This is a genomic window from Caldicoprobacter algeriensis, assembly GCF_023838525.1.
GTDB lineage: Bacteria > Bacillota > Clostridia > Caldicoprobacterales > Caldicoprobacteraceae > Caldicoprobacter > Caldicoprobacter algeriensis.
The window spans coordinates 43,536-60,884 of the sequence record NZ_JAHUQD010000007.1; the positions used below are offsets into that span (position 1 = coordinate 43,536).

Below are 17,349 nucleotides of genomic sequence, written 5' to 3' on the forward strand. Positions count from 1 at the left end.
AGGGGGTTGTTACATGAAAGAAGTTATAGTTTCAAGGCTGGATGAGCTGGTAGGAAGGCTAGCCAAAAAAGATGAACAAATAAAGGCCTGGAAGGACTTTTTAGTAGATTTTTCTTCGAATTACAGCAATGAAAATTTCACAGAAGAGCTGAAAAAATTTCTTTCTAATTTGTTACAGTATATAAGTGGAAAAGAGCTGATAGACGGCATTGAGATGCTACATACGGAAATAAATGGTTTCCCTGCAATCGATGTATATAAAACAGCTGTAGAAGTTTTTGAAGATATTAAGAGAGAAAATCAAATGCGTATAACGGAATTGCGTAACATCCTTGCGGAGCTTGCTACTCCTATTATACATTTGTGGCAGGATATACTTCTTGTTCCTATAATCGGTACACTCGATAGCCAGAGAGCGCAAAATATGGCAGAAAAGCTTCTTGAAGCTACTGCCGAGACCCGTGCTAAAGTTGTGATTGTGGATGTCACTGGAGTACCCGTGATAGACACTATAGTAGGAGGATTTTTAATTGAGATGTTTTCTGCTGTAAAATTGCTGGGTAGCGACGTTATTTTAACCGGTATAAAACCAGAGATAGCCCATACACTTGTAAAGCTTGGTGTAGATTTTAATATGGTGATCATTAAGAGAGACTTGGAAAACGCGCTTAAATATGCCATAAGTATTTCAAGTGAGGACAATTCAAGAAGACTATTGAGATTAAAAAGAGGGAATGAAAATGAGGAATAGAGTTGTGCCTACCATAAAACTCTATGATTACTTGATAGTTCCCATTCAAATTGAATTGGATGACGCCACTGTAGAAAAGCTTCAGCTGCAACTGCTCAATGAAATAAGCGAGAAAAATATTAAGGGAATAATCATAGACGTAAGTATGGTAGACGTGATTGACAGCTATATCTCTTTCGTGCTTTCTGAGACCGCCGGTATGGCTAAAGCCATGGGGTGTTATACCGTCATTTGTGGAATTCAACCGGCGGTGGCACTGACTCTTGCACAGATGGGTGTAAGGCTGAGAGACATTTTTACCGCACGCAACCTGGAAGATGCCATAGATATGTTGAATAACCTTGAATAGATGTGTTTACAATTGTTTTATCTTAAATGGAGTGATGTTTATGCTTGATGTAAATCCTTATGATTATGATATAGTATTGAAGATAAAAGATGAAAACGATATAGCAGTTTCTAGGCAGATGGCAAAAAATTTCGCTCAAAAAAATAATTTTTCACTTGCTGACGTTACAAAAATCGCTACAGCCGTTTCAGAACTGGCAAGAAACATATACAGATATGCAAAGGAAGGGTACATTTATATACGAAAGAAAGAAATAGGTTCAGATAAAACGGTAGCTATTGAAATCATTGCATGCGACAAAGGACCAGGGATAGAAAATGTGGAACTTGCTGTAATGGGGGGGGTATACAACATCCGAGCGGAGTTTGGGGTTGGGTTTGTCTGGCATAAGGAGGCTCATGGACAGCTTTGACATAAAGTCCCAGGTAGGTGAAGGTACCGTGGTGGTTGTGGAAAAAAGGAGGAGAGCAATTTGAAGGAGGAGCTGAAGGTAGACATTAAGGTAGAAGCAGACTTGTTTATCCTGGAATATAAGATCAATAGATATATCCAGCAAAACTGTTCTTATATATCTTCAGCTCCTCTTCTGGTTCTTGTAGCCAAGGAGCTTGCTACTAATATATTGAAGTACGGGGGAAGGGGTTTTATTGCGCTGAAAAGAGAAAAAAATACTTTGGCAGTTATTGCCGAGGATGAAGGTAATTTAAGCGAAAGAAGGTCAACCAGTAAAAGAAGCGGGCTTGGAATAGGGTTGGATGTAACGAGAAATTGCTGTGATAAGCTGGTCATTGAACAAAAAGCCGATGGGGGATTAAGAGTAGAAGCACTGTTTTCTCTTTTGCCAGAGAGTCACAATAAGGGTTCTGCTTTGCAAGTTGGAACAGCTTCCAGACCGCACTATTTGGAAGAAGAAAATGGAGATGTCTGTATATACAGAAATTTAGGCAATAGATTTTTTTTATTTTTAGCTGATGTTCTTGGGCACGGTAAAGGCGCTGGGGCTGTCGCAAACATGATCGAAGACTATATAAATAGCTTTCATGAAGAGCGTATAGAACGCATATATAGCGGTCTTGAGGAATTGCTGCGGGATACACGTGGTTGTGCGGCTTTTATGGCATTTGTTTCTGAGTGTGAAATTGAGTATGTAAATATAGGAAATATAAAAGGTTGGATTGTAGATACAGGGCTTACGAAAAAGTTAAAGAACACCTCAGGTATTATCGGTAGATTGCCGGTAAGCTTAAAGGTATTTAAGGAGCCAATTCTTACATCAAATTTTATTTTGGTGGTATGCAGCGATGGCATAAAGAACCAGTTTATTCCAACATTTGATATGAAATGGCTCAAAACCATGGAAGTAGATGAAGCTGCACAGAAAATACTGCGGGAGTTCTCCGTAAAAGAAGATGATGCCAGCGTTTTGGTTGCGAGAGGGGGAATATGGTCATGAAGGATTTAAGACTATTTATTGATGAATATAAAAACTACCTTTCCAAGTTTATCTTAAAGGGTGGTCAGGATGATGTTCTGTTTGAAGCTTACCAAAATCTAATAAAGTTACTTGATGAATCTTTAGCACAGGCAGCAAATCTTTTGGATATTCACAATCAGGTTCTAAAGGAAGTGCTAAATATAAGAAACGATAATGACGTGGTTCAATGGATATATATAGAAAGGGCCACAGAGTTTCTTGCACAAATACTTATTGCAACCGATGCTTTGCTTTTGTCTTTGAAAGAAAGCGTAGAAAAGGATCCGCTTACAGGCCTTTACAACAGACTGGCTATTGAAAAGATGCTATCCAAGGTGTGGTCCACCGCTCAGACCACAAAAACTCCTTTTACGCTAGCGATGGTAGACCTCGATAATTTTAAAAGCATTAATGACAGCTATGGCCATATAGTAGGGGATGAAATTTTAAAGGAGGTAAGTTCGATTATAAAGAAGAGCCTTAGAGAAGAGGATGTGGTAATGAGGTATGGGGGCGAAGAGTTTGTCATTTTGCTTCCTGGAACAGACGGCAGCAGCGCATTAAATCCGCTTGAACGAATAAGAAGACGGATAGAGAATGCTGAGCTTTCAGAATTTAAGTTGAAAATAACAGTCAGCATAGGGGGTGCAGTGTATCCCGACGATCGTCCTTTGGAGCCGGATGAGCTTATAAAGTTTGCAGATGCAGCAATGTATGAGGCCAAGAAAGAGGGCAAGAACAGGATTGTATTTTATAGCCAGATTAAAAATTAAAGGGTGAGGGCATTTAAGTATGGAATGCAATTTTAGCAAACGGGATGTTAGTTTAGCAACAGTCACAGCGGATGCTAGTTTAATAGAGGTGGCCGAAAAGCTGATTAACAGTCAGGGGGATTTAGTAATTGTCCAAAAAGGAGAAGGAGTACAAGGATATATTGATCATAAATCTATAATAAAGTGGTTTCTGAAAGAAGGAGATAAAGCAGCTCAAATCAAAGCTGGGGATATTGCTGTAGAAATAAAAGAAAAAGATAAACTTCCTGAAAAAATTGATATTGAAAGTATTGTTGAGAGATTGAAACAGCGTGAGGGACACTTGTTGTTGACGAACGAAAAAGGTGAGGTAATCAGAGGGCTTTCATTTATGGATGTGATAGATCAACTCAGTGCTTTTCATAAGCAAGAAAGACATGAAAGGATTAAAGCGAAAAGACTAGCTAAAAATACTATTCTTTTTACACATTTAATGATAGATATGTTGCCCTTTGGTGTTATCTTAGTTTCCAGGGAGAGGGGTAAAATAGTTAAGTGCAACAGGCTTGCAAAAAAGATATTATCGGAAAATTTTTCAAACTATGATGAAATAACTGCCTTAATAAACGGTGTATACAAAGATAAAGTAATTGAAAGCAAGTCAGGAGCTTATTACAGGATGGAAGTTAATTCTTTAGATAAAAAAACAAATAACATTCTTGTTGCTTTTATAGATGTATCTCGTGAATATACCCTGTTAAACCAAATAAAAGAAATACAGGAAGAAGTAGAAACTGCATTTTTGGCAATGCTTCCGGACCAGCGCATAGAGGCAAGGCTGAAGTCCATACCGGAATATATGGATGAATATGATGAAAATACCGGTATGATAAAAATAACTGGTATTATAGAAGATGGATGTTACAGGCATGTGGTGAATATGCTGAAACTTTTAGCTGACACCTTTAAACAAGGTCTTATGGAACTACCGGGCATGAACAAGAATACACTGGTTCAGGCCACTATTCTTCACGACATCGGAAAAGTACAACCCGATTTAAAGGTGGGCGACGTAGTAAATCCAAAAGAAGTATTTGAGCAGGGTTTTTATCATGCGTTTAGGGGAGCTTCTTTAAGCAGGTCGTTATATGACATAAACGATGAGGTATATTACTTGATAAGGTATCATCATCATGCCGAGAATGAACTGCCTGCTGATTTCCCCGATTATTTGCTGGTTATGCACAGGTTTTTCCGGCTGATCGATGGGCTTTCTGCAGGCATAACGCGCAGGGGCTCCAAGGTAAAGATGAAGATAAAAGGTACCAAAATACTGGTTAGAGAACAGAGTAATTTTCCCTCATATAACCAGGAAATTGAGATGGACATTTATACGGGACGGGTTATAAGGCGCGATATAGAGTAGTTTAACTCAGAGGCAGTAAAAGAATCATTATAGAAAATATAGAAAATGAAACTTTTCATCCCCTCCTAATTGTAAATTTTTAGTAAAAACAATATTCTTGAACACTCTCGAAAAGCAGCTGAGCAACATAGGCACAACGATTGATTTTGTAGGGCAACCTTGCAGAATAATTATGGGGTGAAGTCCCAAGGCCGAACCTGCAAACAAGCTAAAATAAAGCTCTCAGACTTTTCGAGAGCATACATTCTTAAAAAAAGGGGAAATAAAAAATAAAGAATATGACGTGCATGTGTGCTGTTGCTCTTGTTATTGCGTTGGTGTTGAGTTCATGCAGCATGATGAACTGGGCTTTTATTGCTGGCTCTAAACTTCCACCTCCTGCGGAAAAGGTGGATGAAAGGCTGGTGGAGGCAAACATCAGGTTTAGCTTTAAGTTGTTCAACCAGCTGGTTGGTGACCAGGTAAAGGATAACGTGTTTATCTGTCCTGCGAGTATAGCCCTGGCTTTAACTATGACGTACAACGGTGCCGACGGCGAAACAAAAGAAGCTATGGCCCAGGCTTTGGAGTTGCAAAACATGAGCATAGAAGAGGTCAACAAAGCTAATTACGATTTATTGACCATACTGCAAAACCCCGATCCCAATATAAAAATATCCATTGCCAATTCTATCTGGGTAAGAGAAGGGGTTTCCTTTTACGAGGTGGGTGAGCAAACAAGTTTAACCCGGAGTAGACGCAGGAAGTCCCCTTTATTCTTGATGGCGGTACAACAAAAAGCTGTCAAGTGATGTTTCAATCAGACAGATATCCCTATTTTAAAGGGAATAACTTCCAAGTTGTTAGCCTTCCTTACGGAAAAGGCAGGATAAGCATGGTGATTATTCTACCTGATGAAGGAGTAAGTCTTAAGGATTTATGTCAAAGCATCAATTTAGAAAACTGGAAGACATAGATGAATTCCCTAAGTGAAACCGAGGGAGAAATAGGGCTTCCCAAGTTCAAAGTCGAATACGAGGCTAAAATGGAGAAAGCGTTGGAGAAATTTGGAATGGGTATGGCTTTTGATTCTGAAAAAGCAAATTTTGGTAAAATGCATCCTGTAGATCTAAATCACAATCTTTATATAGGTAGTGTAAAACATAAAGCATTTGTGGAAATCAATGAAGAGGGCACCGAAGCCGGAGGTGCTACTTCGGTCGAGATGATGACAAAAGGCATGCCGTTGGATAGATTCAGGATGGTTGTGGATAGGCCTTTTGTGTTTGTAGTATGTGATAATTTAACGGGTGTTATACTGTTTGTAGGAGCAGTAGTGGATCTTGTTGTATGAATAGTTAGTTTTAACCAGAATTGATAACTATATCTAATTGCATTATTAGCCGTTAACCGAAAGATTTTTCTAAGGTTAAGGGTTTTTTATATTGTTTTTTATATTAACATATTGTATTATTTGGTATAGAAATTCGTTAAATTGGGGAGGCATAGGGGATGTATTACATAGGGATTGACCTTGGGGGAACCAATATAGCCGTAGGGCTGGTTGATGAAGAAGGAAAGATTATCCATAAGGATAGCGTTCCCACTTTAAATGAAAGGGAATATCCTGAAATAATCAAGGATATGGCCATGCTTTCGTTGAAAGTGGTGAAGGACTCGGGTGTGTCTCTAAAGGAAGTAAAAGCCATAGGAATAGGGAGCCCGGGAACACCTAACAACGAGGAAGGCATTCTGGTGTATACAAACAACCTTAAATTCAGAAATGTACCAATGCGGGCTGAGATGCAGAAGTACATAGACCTTCCTGTCTATCTTGACAATGATGCCAACGTGGCCGCTCTTGCTGAGAGCGTGGCGGGTGCTTGCAAGGGAGCAAAGCACTCAGTCACAATTACGCTGGGTACGGGCGTGGGCACAGGAGTCGTAATAGATGGCAAGGTTTACAGCGGTTTTAACAATGCTGCCGCCGAGATGGGACACATGGTAATTGTGGTTGACGGTGAGCAGTGCACCTGCGGAAGAAAGGGATGCTGGGAGGCTTACGCTTCTGCCACCGCTTTGATACGTGAAACAAAAAAGGCTGCTGTTGCCAATCCTGATTCCTTGATAAACAAGCTTGTTGACGGAGATTTGTCAAAGATAAATGCTAAAACTCCATTTGATGCCGCAAGACAGGGAGATAAGGTTGGGTTGCAGATCGTAGAGGAATATATGAAATACTTGGCCGAGGGTCTTGCAAACGTGATAAACATATTCCAGCCAGAAATTATAGCCATAGGCGGTGGAATTTCAAAAGAGGGAGAATACCTACTGGCGCCGCTCAGGAAGTTAGTAAGCGAAAAGGTCTATACTGTTGAGGGTGTACCTCAGACCAGGATAGTTGCCGCGCAGCTGGGTAATGATGCGGGCATAGTGGGTGCAGCAATGCTGGGGAAAATGTACTAAATTGACACGACTGCTAAAATTACAGAGAAAAGTTGCTGTATATTTTTGAATAAACCCGGGGGAGAATGTTTTAAAGTTAGATATGTTCTCCTCTGTTTTTGTTTTTAATAGACAAGTTTGGCGTTTGGTGATATCATTAACTTGGTATTATTACTCGCTGCCTAAAGCAGATGATAAGCTCTTATTCAGGTAAACCTTTTATAATGTTTGTGTAAGGAGGAAGCTTAAGAGTGGTACATGCTTTTGAGATGAATGGACTTTACATCGCCGTGGACGTCAACAGCGGAAGCGTACACAGCCTTGACAAGATTGCATACGAAATTTTAAAGGCTTTTCCGGATGATTTTTCGGCAGACAGGGCAATTCAGGAGTTTGGGGATAGATTTGGAGTAGACAGCGTTAAAGAGGCATGTGAAGAGATTGAACAGCTTATAGAACAGGGAATGCTATACAGTCCTGAACTGGATGAAACATTTCTTTCCCGTCAGCTAGAGAACAGCAATGGCTTAAAAGCGCTATGCCTTCATGTGGTTCACGATTGCAACCTAAGCTGTGAGTACTGCTTTGCTTCTAAAGGGAGCTACTGTTCCGAAAGAAGGCTCATGCCTGAAGAAGTGGCTTTTAAAGCCATGGAGCACCTTGCCCAAAATTCCGGAAACAGAAGAAATATAGAGGTGGATTTTTTTGGAGGAGAGCCGCTGATCAACTTTGAAGTGATAAAAAAAGCTGTTGCTTACGGTAAAGAGCTTGAGAAGCGATATAATAAAAAATTCTATTTTACCATAACCACCAACGGCACGCTTTTGGATAGGGAAAAGATCGACTATATCAACGAAAACATGGACAACGTGGTCATCAGCCTTGATGGCAGGAAAAACATCCACGATGCCATGAGGTACTACAGAAACGGAGAGGGAAGCTATGACGAGATTGTGGCCTTAGCCAGACAACTGGTAAGCGGTAGAGGTGGTAAGAGTTATTACATAAGGGGGACATTTACAAATAGAAATTTAGACTTTGCTGAGGATGTTTTCCATATAGCTGGATTGGGTTTTGAAGAGGTATCGATAGAACCGGTGGTGGGCAGTGGTCAACCATTTCACATCACGCACGAGCATATACCCGTAATTCTCGACGAGTATGAGAGGTTGGCCAAAAGAATACTGGATTATATAAAGACGGGGAACAAGCTCAGATTTTACCATTTCAACATAAATCTTTATGGAGGGCCCTGTGTGCAAAGGAGGATTGTAGCCTGTGGTGCAGGGTTTGAATATCTAGCGGTATCGCCGGAAGGACATTTCTATCCCTGCCATCAATTTGTTGGGCAACCCCAGTTTATAATGGGAGATGTATTCAGTGGCATAGATGACCCAATAGGATGGTCCGGCCAGTTTAAAAGGTGCAATATTTTGACAAAGGAAAAGTGCAGGAATTGCTGGGCTAAATATTTTTGTTCTGGAGGGTGTCATGCCAATGCATATTTTACAAACGGAAGCATCGACATCCCAAACGAGCTGGCATGTATTATGCAGCGCAAGAGGATAGAATGTGCACTTATGATAGACGTAGCGCTTTCCCTTGAAAGCGCTTAACGGTTTGAGATAATGATTGTGCCTTTCGTTGCCATTTTAAAATAGGTAGGGTAACAAACATGTTAGGTATCACAAAAGCTTATGAAAGGGGTGTGAATCTTGAAAATCGTCTTAGCGCCTGATTCGTTTAAAGGTACTTTTTCTTCCCTGGAAGTTATTGAACATCTGGAAGAGGTGGCAAAGCGGCACTTTTCACCTTTGGAGGTGATAAAGGTTCCCATTGCCGATGGCGGCGAGGGAACGGTGGATGCGCTTGTTACAGCCGCCAAAGGTGAGTACAGGACAGTTGAAGTAATGGGCCCGTTACCAGAGATGCGAGTTAAAGCAAAATACGGCATAATTCACGGCAGAACAGCGGTAATCGAAATGGCGCAGGCATCTGGGCTGCCCCTTATCCCGGCCGGTAAAAGGGATCCATTGAATGCTACGACCTATGGCACTGGTGAAATCATAAAGTCGGCGCTCGATGAAGGTATCCGGGATTTCATCATAGGGATTGGCGGTAGTGCCACCAACGACGGTGGAATTGGTGCCGCCCAGGCGCTGGGAGTTAAATTTCTGGACAGGTGGGGTAAAGAAGTGGGACGTGGCGGCAAACAGCTGCAGTTTATCGATAGAATCATCCTGGATGATATAGATCCACGGATTAAAGAAAGCAATATTACCGTCATATGCGATGTGAGCAATCCCCTTACAGGACCTGACGGGGCTACCGCTGTGTATGGCCCGCAGAAAGGGGTAACTGAAGAGACCTTCGATATTTTGGAGTCTGGAATGAAAAACTACGAACGGCTAATCAAAGAGACAACCGGGATGGATATGAGCAAGATCCCAGGCTCAGGAGCAGCAGGAGGTCTTGGTGCTGCACTTGTTGCCTTCTTTGGTGCCGTACTAAAGCCGGGTATTGAGACCGTTCTGGACTATGTAAAGTTTGATGAGCTAATCGAGGGAGCAGACCTGGTAATAACAGGCGAAGGCAGAATTGATGGGCAATCTGTATACGGAAAGGTGCCCGTTGGAATAGCCAAGCGCTGTAGCATAAAAGGGATTAAAGTAGTCGCCATAGTAGGTGGGATGGGGCCAGGGGCGCAAAAAGTGTATGACTATGGAATATATGGCATTATGCCCACCGTGAACGCTCCTATGTTGCTGGATGAGGCTGTAGAGAGAGCTGAAGAGCTTTTGAAAGATGCCGCTGATCGAATGTTCAGGTTTATAAAACTGGGAATGAAGCTTAAACAGCGGGAATCCGGTAAATCGCAAAAAATTTAAGCTGTTGAAAAAAGACTTCCAATATGGTAATATCTTATCATGGAAAATGTAATTTTACCAAAATAAATAGGGAGGGTTAATAATGGGCTGCAAAGATAAGGTTAGAGTGGGAATTATAGGATGCGGGGGGATAGCTAACGGCAAGCACATGCCGGGGCTGGCTAAGCTGGATTGCGTTGAGATGGTGGCATTTTGCGATATCATAGAGGAGAGGGCTGAAAAAGCAGCCGCTAAATACGGATCAAAGGATGCCAAGGTTTATACCGACTACAGGAAACTTCTAGAAGATAAATCGATAGATGTGGTACATATCTGCACTCCCAATAAGTCTCACGGCTACATAACTGTTGATGCCCTTGAAGCAGGTAAACACGTCATGTGTGAGAAGCCAATGGCTAAGACGGCGGCCGATGCTCGCAAAATGGTTGAAACTTCCAGGCGTACAGGCAAAAAGCTGACCATTGGTTACCAGAATCGTTTCAGGCCGGATGCAGAGTACCTGTATACTTTGTGCAGAAATGGGGAGTTGGGCGAGATATACTTTGCAAAGGCTCATGCTGTAAGGCGCCGTGCAGTTCCCACCTGGGGCGTGTTCCTGGATGAAGAGGAACAGGGCGGAGGGCCGCTCATCGATATAGGTACCCATGCTTTGGATTTGACCCTCTGGATGATGAACAATTACAAAGTGAAGAGCGTTATGGGCACTGTATATCATAAACTTTCTCAGCGTGAGAACGCTGCAAATGCTTGGGGGCCATGGGATCCCAAGAAGTTTACCGTGGAGGATTCTGCATTCGGCTTCATAGTCATGCAAAATGGGGCAACCATCATCTTGGAAGCCAGCTGGGCATTGAACACCTTGATGGTGGGCGAAGCCAAGACCACACTGTGTGGAACTGAGGCAGGAGCCGACATGTGGGATGGCCTGCGTATAAACGGCGAAAAATACGGCAAGCTATATATAACCAAACCAGGCCTTGATGCTTCTGGAGTAGATTTCTACGATGCCAGTGCAGTTGAGTCGCCTGGTGACAAGGAAGCTAGGATGTGGATTGAGTGCATAATAAACGATACTGAACCGGTGGTCAAGCCAGAAGAAGCGCTGGTTGTGACCGAGATCCTTGAGGCCATATACCACTCCGCTAAGACAGGAAAGGCCATATATTTTGACGAATAAGCTTATCATAATGTAGGATATGTGGTTTCTCTAAATGTGGCAAGTAAGGGGGAGGACAAAAGGTTCTCCCTCTTAATTTCTGAGCTTAAAGGAAGGGGAATCGGCGTATGGAAGGTGGCTATCTGCTGGGTATAGATATCGGTGGTACTAAATGTGCCGTTGTGCTGGGCGACAAAAACGGGACGATATACAGACGCTACGCTTTTCCCACTCGTGAGCAGGGGGGCCCTTATGAAGTCATCGAGAAGATAATAGAAACTGTTGGCAAAATATTGGACGAGCTGTCTGTTGATATAGAAAATGTAAATAGCATAGGAATTAGCTGCGGTGGACCCCTTGATACAAAAAGAGGACTTATACTGTCTCCGCCCAATTTGCCAGGGTGGGATGAAATTCCTATAGTGGATATATTAAAGGACAGATTTAAAAAGGACGTTTTTATAGAGAACGATGCAAACGCTTGTGCGGTTGCCGAATGGAAATTCGGAGCCGGACGCGGTTGCAATAATATGATATTCCTCACTTTTGGAACAGGCTTAGGCGCCGGTCTGATACTCAATGGGAGGCTTTACAGAGGGGCCAGTGACATGGCAGGAGAAGTGGGACACATAAGGCTTGCACCCGATGGCCCCGTGGGATATGGCAAGGCGGGTTCATTTGAAGGTTTCTGCAGCGGTGGAGGTATTGCACAGCTGGCCCGCGATGAAATCATATCCAGATTAAGGCGTGGTGAGAAGGTTGCGTTTTGCCCCACTGAAGAAAAAGCCCAGACGATTACGGCAGCGGATGTGGGGCTGAGTGCTTCTCAAGGTGATCCCGTTGCAATCCATATCTTGCAAACCAGTGGAAGGTATCTGGGGATGGGACTGGCCATACTTGTCGATATATTGAATCCTGAACGCATAATACTGGGTGGGATATTTGCAAGGTGCCGCGAGTTCATTCAACCCGCAGCAGAAGAAGCCTTAAAAGCTGAGGCACTGCCTTCTTCTTACAGGGCGTGCGAGATATTGCCGGCCGGGCTGGGCGAAAGAATAGGGGATCTAGCAAGTTTGTGTGTAGCCATGGGTATCGTGTAATACAGTTGATAACCGATGGCTTTTCGTCGATTAAAATATACTTTTAAATTTTAGCAATTTTACAAAAATGCATCAATTTACTAGAGGGGGTTTTCTAATGGGAAATCCTATGAGCATTTTTGAAGGGTTAATTGATAGGTATCCCGTTTTAAAAGAATGCAAAGACGATATACTCAATGCATACGAGATTTTGGTTGAATGCTACCAAAACGGGAATAAGGTTTTGATAGCTGGCAACGGAGGAAGTGCCGCCGATGCAGAACATATAGTAGGCGAGCTGATGAAAGGGTTTATGAAGCGAAGGGAGCTTTCTGATGCCACTAAGGAGCTCATCATGAGAAGAGATGCCAGCCTCGGGGGAATATTGGCTGAAAAACTTCAAGGAGCACTGCCGGCCATTGCCTTGACTTCGCAGTCTTCAATCTTTACAGCTTTTGTCAACGATGTTGACGCAGACCTGGTTTTTGCTCAACAGGTTTTGGGATACGGGAAGCCCGGAGACGTGTTTATCGGATTGACAACTTCAGGCAATTCTCCCAATATAATATTTGCAGCCTATCTGGCCAGTGCCCTGGGCATTAAGACCATCGGCTTTACGGGAAAAAGCGGTGGAAAGCTGAAGGATTTATGCGATGTGACCATACGGGTGCCCGCTGATTCCACGCCCCGCGTCCAAGAATTACATCTACCGGTTTACCATGCTCTCTGTGCCATGGTAGAGGAACACTTTTTTGGTTGATATGATATTTTCAACGCGAATAAAACCCTCCTGTAATACAAAAGCTAAGATAAAGAATTTTTTATGGGAGGGATGCATGAAATGGAAGGCCGAGTAGAGAAAAGAAATCAGCCTCTTTCCGGGGTCAAGTGCGTGGTAAATACCTGCCATTACTATATGGAAGGTGACTACTGTGGGGCTGCCAAAATTGAGATTCAACCGCGAAACGCTCGAACCACCCAGGAAACAGATTGTGCTACTTTTGTTCACAAATAAACACCTGTAGGTTAAAAACAAAAGGGGTATGTCCTTTTTAGGACATACCCCTTTTGTTTAAAAATTGACGTTTAGACCTTTCTTTTTTTTGTAGATTGATTTATAATTTTAAAGTATTATATTAACAATCTGCATCAAAAATTATTGGAGGCAGGCAAATATTAATAACTACCAACAATGACAAAAATGCAATGCCATGCCATTTAAAGTGGCTGTACTAAATATAAAAAGTAGCTCCACAGCACATGAATTAAACATCATTTTAAAAACAGTAAATGCTTTGGAGGGATAACGTGAAGAGGTTAATGTTGGGGAATGAGGCGATTGCAAGAGGAGCCTATGAGGCGGGGGTGAGGGTGGCAACGGCATATCCCGGCACGCCCAGTACCGAAATCACCGAATTTGCCGCGAAATATGATGAAATATACGCCGAGTGGTCGCCCAATGAAAAAGTTGCGCTGGAGGTGGCCATTGGCGCTTCATTTGCCGGGGCAAGGGCCATGGTAGCCATGAAACATGTGGGGCTCAACGTGGCGGCAGATCCTTTATTTACCGTTTCGTACACAGGGGTCAATGCCGGGTTGGTCATCGTAGTGGCAGACGACCCCGGTATGCACAGCTCTCAAAACGAGCAGGACAGCCGCTATTACGCCCGTGCATCTCAGGTACCCATGCTGGAGCCGGCCGACAGCCAGGAGGCCTTGGATTTCGTCAAGCTTGCCTTTGAGCTCAGCGAGAAATACGATACGCCTGTGCTCATTAGGCTTACTACGCGCGTCGCTCATTCACAAAGCATTGTGACTCTGGGTCAGCGGGCGCACGTACCGCTTAAAGAATACAAAAAGCTTCCCGATAAAAACGTTATGATGCCGGCCATGGCCAGGAAACGCCATGTGGAAGTGGAAAGGCGTATGAAGGCTTTGGCCGAAGCTGCCAACGATTTGTGGATAAACCGCGTCGAGATGGGAGATACCTCGATAGGCATCATAGCCAGCGGCATAACTTATCAATACGCCAAAGAGGCACTGCCCAATGCTTCCTTTTTAAAGCTGGGCATGATCAATCCCCTGCCGCGAAGGCTTATCGAATCGTTTGCCAGTAAGGTGCGCAAGCTATGTGTCTTAGAGGAACTCGAGCCGGTGCTGGAAGAGCAAATCAAGAGCTGGGGAATTCCTGTCATTGGGAAAGAGATATTTCCTGTGCAGGGCGAATTGAGCGCAAACATGATACTGGAGAAAATCGCGGGCAAGGCGCCTGACGTAAGGCCAGCGCAGGACCTTCCGCCACGACCGCCTGTGATGTGCCCTGGTTGCCCTCATAGAGGTATATATTACGTCATGAAAAAGCTCAGGCTTCACGCCACCGGGGATATCGGATGCTATACTTTAGGGGCCTTGCCACCCCTTGAGGCCATCGATACCTGCGTATGCATGGGAGCTAGCGTGGGGATGGCTCATGGAATGGAAAAAGCGCGGGGGAAGGATTTCTCGCGCAGGTTGGTGGCAGTGATCGGCGACTCAACATTTATACATTCGGGGATCACAGGGCTTATAGATATAGTTTATAACCAGGGGGCTTCCACCGTGGTCATACTGGATAACTCCACCACGGGTATGACGGGGCATCAGGACCATCCAGGGACGGGGCGTACCATCAAAGGTGAGGCTGTTCCGCCGCTCAACCTGGTAAACCTCATAAAAGCCATAGGTATAGAGCACGTCAGGGTGGTTGATCCTTTTGACCTTGAAGAAGTGGAGAAGGTTCTCAAGGAGGAGACGCAGAGGGAAGAGCCGTCTGTAGTCATTGCACAGCGTCCGTGTGCTCTGCTGTCCAAGGAGATGAAAGCCCCTTTGTCCATCGATGAGGATATCTGCCGGCTTTGCGGTGTTTGTCTGCGCTTGGGTTGCCCTGCTATCGAGAAAAAACCCGATGGTATGCACATCAACCAGGCTCTGTGCAATGGGTGTGGATTGTGCATTAAGGTTTGCAAATTCGGTGCAATAAGAAGGGCAGGTGAATAATATGGATACCAGAAGCATACTCATAGTAGGAGTTGGTGGACAGGGTACCCTTCTTGCCAGCAGAGTGCTGGGCAGCCTGTTTGTTGATTTGGGATATGACGTCAAGATATCCGAGGTTCATGGAATGGCACAGAGAGGCGGCAGCGTGGTCACCCATGTAAGATACGGTACAAAGGTGTTTTCGCCGCTGGTTGAGCCAGGTACTGCCGATATACTGCTGGCTTTTGAAAAGATGGAAGCGCTGCGGTGGATTCATTTTTTGAAAGAGCAGGGTAGAGCTATAATAAACTCTCAGGAGATAGAACCCATGTCAGTGATAATGGGAGCGTATGAGTATCCCAAAGATTTGGAAGACAAGATACGAAAAGTTTGTCCTGGTGCTGTATTATTTGACGCTCTGGCCGTTGCAAAGGAGCTGGGGAACATAAAGGTGGCCAATATGGTCTTAATTGGGGTGCTGGCGCGATTGTTGGATATTGCACCTCAAATGTGGGAGAAAGCCATAAAAACGGTTGTTCCTCCCAAAACACTCGAAATCAATTTAAGGGCATTTCACAGGGGATATAATTGGATATAGTTTGGAGTTATCATAATCGTTTTTGATGGCTAATAAAAAGCATCATAAAAGTTGGTTAAAAAACGAAGAAGCAAAGAGTTCAAGAAACAGGTCATATTATGGAATTAAGGAAGGTGTGGTAGAAATGTACTGGGATAAAGCCCATGAATGTATGGATCGGCAACAGCTGAAAGAGTTGCAGTCGCGCCGTCTGGTTGAAACGGTGCGCAGGGTATACCACAACGTGCCATATTATCGCCAGCGCATGCAGGAGATGGGGTTGGTTCCCGAGGACATAAACGGCGTTGAAGACCTGCATAAGCTTCCTTTCACCACCAAACAGGACCTTCGGGACAATTATCCTTACGGCACCTTTGCCGTTCCGTTGAGCGAAATCGTTAGGATACATGCCTCTTCCGGCACAACGGGTAAGCCCACTGTGGTGGGTTACACCCGAAAGGATATCATCACTTGGTCGGAGCTCATGGCCAGGACTCTAGTGTGCGGAGGCACCACCAGGGATTCGGTGATCCAGATAGCCTATGGCTATGGCCTTTTTACAGGGGGTCTGGGGGTACACTACGGCGCCGAGCGAATTGGCGCTTCGGTCATTCCAGTCTCGGGCGGCAATACAAAAAGGCAGATTATGATCATGAAGGATTTCGGCACTACTGTACTGGCGTGTACTCCGTCGTATGCGTTGCACATAGCCGAGACCATGGAAGAAATGGGAATAAAAAAGGAAGAGCTCAAGCTCCAGTACGGGATTTTCGGTGCTGAACCCTGGAGCGAGGGTATGCGCAGGGAAATAGAATCAAAGCTTCAGATATCGGCTATAGACATATACGGGTTGAGCGAAGTGATAGGACCCGGGGTTGCCAGCGAGTGCCAGTACAAGTGCGGGCTTCACATATTTGAGGACCATTTTATACCCGAGATAGTTGACCCTGAAACTGGAGAAGTGTTACCGGAAGGTGAGGAGGGTGAGCTGGTAATCACCACCATTACAAAAGAGGGTTTGCCCGTGATACGGTATCGCACCAGGGATATATCCGCTCTGAACTATGAACCCTGCAAGTGCGGGCGTACCCATGTCCGAATGAAGAAGGTGTTGGGCAGGACTGACGATATGATCGTAGTGCGGGGGGTAAATGTATTTCCTTCGCAGATCGAGAGTATACTTATGGAGATTGGAGAGACCGAGCCGCATTATCTGCTGGTGGTTGACAGAGTAAACAACCTGGATGTGCTGGAGGTATGGGTGGAAGTATCCAACAGGCTGTTCTCCGATGAGGTTCGCAAGCTGGAGGAACTCAACCGCAGGATAACCAACGAGATACAGAGCACCCTTGGCTTGTCAGTCAAGGTCAAGCTGGTCGAACCCAAGACGATTGAGCGTTCAGAGGGCAAAGCCAAGCGCGTAATCGACCGGCGAAAGTTGTAAGAAGGGAGGAAAAC

The 17,349-nt window shown here is 44.2% G+C and carries 17 protein-coding genes and 1 pseudogene; all 18 read left to right on the plus strand.

The genetic code is table 11. The features are described from left to right. Positions 1-13 precede the first annotated feature (13 nt). Positions 14-751 carry an STAS domain-containing protein gene (locus KVG29_RS05850; protein WP_252227307.1) on the plus strand — a complete coding sequence of 246 codons (738 nt, stop codon included), beginning with the start codon at positions 14-16 and terminating at the stop codon, positions 749-751. Beyond that, on the plus strand, positions 741-1,100 hold the full coding sequence (locus KVG29_RS05855; protein ID WP_252227308.1) for an STAS domain-containing protein: 360 nt from the start codon (positions 741-743) through the stop codon (positions 1,098-1,100). The genes KVG29_RS05850 and KVG29_RS05855 overlap by 11 nt, the downstream gene beginning before the upstream one ends. Before the next feature lie 40 nt (positions 1,101-1,140). Further along, on the plus strand, positions 1,141-1,512 hold the full coding sequence (locus KVG29_RS05860) for an ATP-binding protein (RefSeq protein WP_252227309.1): 372 nt from the start codon (positions 1,141-1,143) through the stop codon (positions 1,510-1,512). Positions 1,513-1,572: 60 nt separating this feature from the next. Then, positions 1,573-2,553: a SpoIIE family protein phosphatase gene (locus tag KVG29_RS05865; RefSeq protein ID WP_252227310.1), complete on the plus strand. Its 981-nt coding sequence runs from the start codon at positions 1,573-1,575 to the stop codon at positions 2,551-2,553. Continuing rightward, positions 2,550-3,347, plus strand: a complete 798-nt coding sequence (locus tag KVG29_RS05870; protein ID WP_252227311.1) for a GGDEF domain-containing protein — start codon at positions 2,550-2,552, stop codon at positions 3,345-3,347. Before KVG29_RS05865 ends, KVG29_RS05870 begins: the two co-directional genes overlap by 4 nt. A gap of 19 nt (positions 3,348-3,366) precedes the next feature. Next, positions 3,367-4,752: an HD domain-containing protein gene (locus tag KVG29_RS05875; protein ID WP_252227312.1), complete on the plus strand. Its 1,386-nt coding sequence runs from the start codon at positions 3,367-3,369 to the stop codon at positions 4,750-4,752. A gap of 278 nt (positions 4,753-5,030) precedes the next feature. After that, the gene (locus KVG29_RS05880; RefSeq protein WP_252227313.1) at positions 5,031-5,543 is read left to right on the plus strand and encodes a serpin family protein; all 513 of its coding nucleotides are present in this window, start codon (positions 5,031-5,033) and stop codon (positions 5,541-5,543) included. Then, positions 5,543-6,085: pseudogene (locus tag KVG29_RS05885) on the plus strand (serpin family protein). Before KVG29_RS05880 ends, KVG29_RS05885 begins: the two are co-directional and overlap by 1 nt. Before the next feature lie 158 nt (positions 6,086-6,243). Next, positions 6,244-7,197 (plus strand): ROK family protein, encoded by a 954-nt coding sequence (locus tag KVG29_RS05890; RefSeq protein ID WP_252227314.1) that lies wholly within the window; start codon positions 6,244-6,246, stop codon positions 7,195-7,197. Positions 7,198-7,427: 230 nt separating this feature from the next. Beyond that, positions 7,428-8,792, plus strand: a complete 1,365-nt coding sequence (gene scfB / locus KVG29_RS05895) for a thioether cross-link-forming SCIFF peptide maturase (RefSeq protein ID WP_252227315.1) — start codon at positions 7,428-7,430, stop codon at positions 8,790-8,792. Positions 8,793-8,891: 99 nt separating this feature from the next. Continuing rightward, positions 8,892-10,064, plus strand: coding sequence for a glycerate kinase family protein (locus KVG29_RS05900; protein WP_252227316.1), 1,173 nt, complete (start codon positions 8,892-8,894; stop codon positions 10,062-10,064). A gap of 82 nt (positions 10,065-10,146) precedes the next feature. After that, the gene (locus KVG29_RS05905; protein ID WP_252227317.1) at positions 10,147-11,241 is read left to right on the plus strand and encodes a Gfo/Idh/MocA family protein; all 1,095 of its coding nucleotides are present in this window, start codon (positions 10,147-10,149) and stop codon (positions 11,239-11,241) included. Between the two features lie 107 nt (positions 11,242-11,348). Further along, positions 11,349-12,320: an ROK family protein gene (locus KVG29_RS05910; RefSeq protein ID WP_252227318.1), complete on the plus strand. Its 972-nt coding sequence runs from the start codon at positions 11,349-11,351 to the stop codon at positions 12,318-12,320. A gap of 97 nt (positions 12,321-12,417) precedes the next feature. After that, positions 12,418-13,059: a D-sedoheptulose-7-phosphate isomerase gene (locus KVG29_RS05915; protein WP_252227319.1), complete on the plus strand. Its 642-nt coding sequence runs from the start codon at positions 12,418-12,420 to the stop codon at positions 13,057-13,059. A gap of 81 nt (positions 13,060-13,140) precedes the next feature. Continuing rightward, positions 13,141-13,314 carry a DUF1540 domain-containing protein gene (locus KVG29_RS05920; protein WP_252227320.1) on the plus strand — a complete coding sequence of 58 codons (174 nt, stop codon included), beginning with the start codon at positions 13,141-13,143 and terminating at the stop codon, positions 13,312-13,314. A gap of 293 nt (positions 13,315-13,607) precedes the next feature. Further along, positions 13,608-15,335 (plus strand): indolepyruvate ferredoxin oxidoreductase subunit alpha, encoded by a 1,728-nt coding sequence (iorA, locus tag KVG29_RS05925; RefSeq protein WP_252227321.1) that lies wholly within the window; start codon positions 13,608-13,610, stop codon positions 15,333-15,335. Between the two features lies 1 nt (position 15,336). Further along, on the plus strand, positions 15,337-15,912 hold the full coding sequence (locus KVG29_RS05930; RefSeq protein ID WP_252227322.1) for an indolepyruvate oxidoreductase subunit beta: 576 nt from the start codon (positions 15,337-15,339) through the stop codon (positions 15,910-15,912). A 124-nt stretch (positions 15,913-16,036) separates the two neighbouring features. Then, positions 16,037-17,335, plus strand: a complete 1,299-nt coding sequence (locus KVG29_RS05935; protein WP_252227377.1) for a phenylacetate--CoA ligase family protein — start codon at positions 16,037-16,039, stop codon at positions 17,333-17,335. The last annotated feature ends 14 nt before the right edge of the window (positions 17,336-17,349 follow it).

Coding starts and splice junctions, on each gene's coding strand:
- KVG29_RS05850 (WP_252227307.1), top strand. CDS start 14: ATGAAAGAAGTTATAGTTTCAAGGCTGGATGAGCTGGTAGGAAGGCTA.
- KVG29_RS05855 (WP_252227308.1), top strand. CDS start 741: ATGAGGAATAGAGTTGTGCCTACCATAAAACTCTATGATTACTTGATA.
- KVG29_RS05860 (WP_252227309.1), top strand. CDS start 1,141: ATGCTTGATGTAAATCCTTATGATTATGATATAGTATTGAAGATAAAA.
- KVG29_RS05870 (WP_252227311.1), top strand. CDS start 2,550: ATGAAGGATTTAAGACTATTTATTGATGAATATAAAAACTACCTTTCC.
- KVG29_RS05875 (WP_252227312.1), top strand. CDS start 3,367: ATGGAATGCAATTTTAGCAAACGGGATGTTAGTTTAGCAACAGTCACA.
- KVG29_RS05880 (WP_252227313.1), top strand. CDS start 5,031: ATGACGTGCATGTGTGCTGTTGCTCTTGTTATTGCGTTGGTGTTGAGT.
- KVG29_RS05890 (WP_252227314.1), top strand. CDS start 6,244: ATGTATTACATAGGGATTGACCTTGGGGGAACCAATATAGCCGTAGGG.
- KVG29_RS05905 (WP_252227317.1), top strand. CDS start 10,147: ATGGGCTGCAAAGATAAGGTTAGAGTGGGAATTATAGGATGCGGGGGG.
- KVG29_RS05910 (WP_252227318.1), top strand. CDS start 11,349: ATGGAAGGTGGCTATCTGCTGGGTATAGATATCGGTGGTACTAAATGT.
- KVG29_RS05915 (WP_252227319.1), top strand. CDS start 12,418: ATGGGAAATCCTATGAGCATTTTTGAAGGGTTAATTGATAGGTATCCC.
- KVG29_RS05920 (WP_252227320.1), top strand. CDS start 13,141: ATGGAAGGCCGAGTAGAGAAAAGAAATCAGCCTCTTTCCGGGGTCAAG.
- KVG29_RS05930 (WP_252227322.1), top strand. CDS start 15,337: ATGGATACCAGAAGCATACTCATAGTAGGAGTTGGTGGACAGGGTACC.
- KVG29_RS05935 (WP_252227377.1), top strand. CDS start 16,037: ATGTACTGGGATAAAGCCCATGAATGTATGGATCGGCAACAGCTGAAA.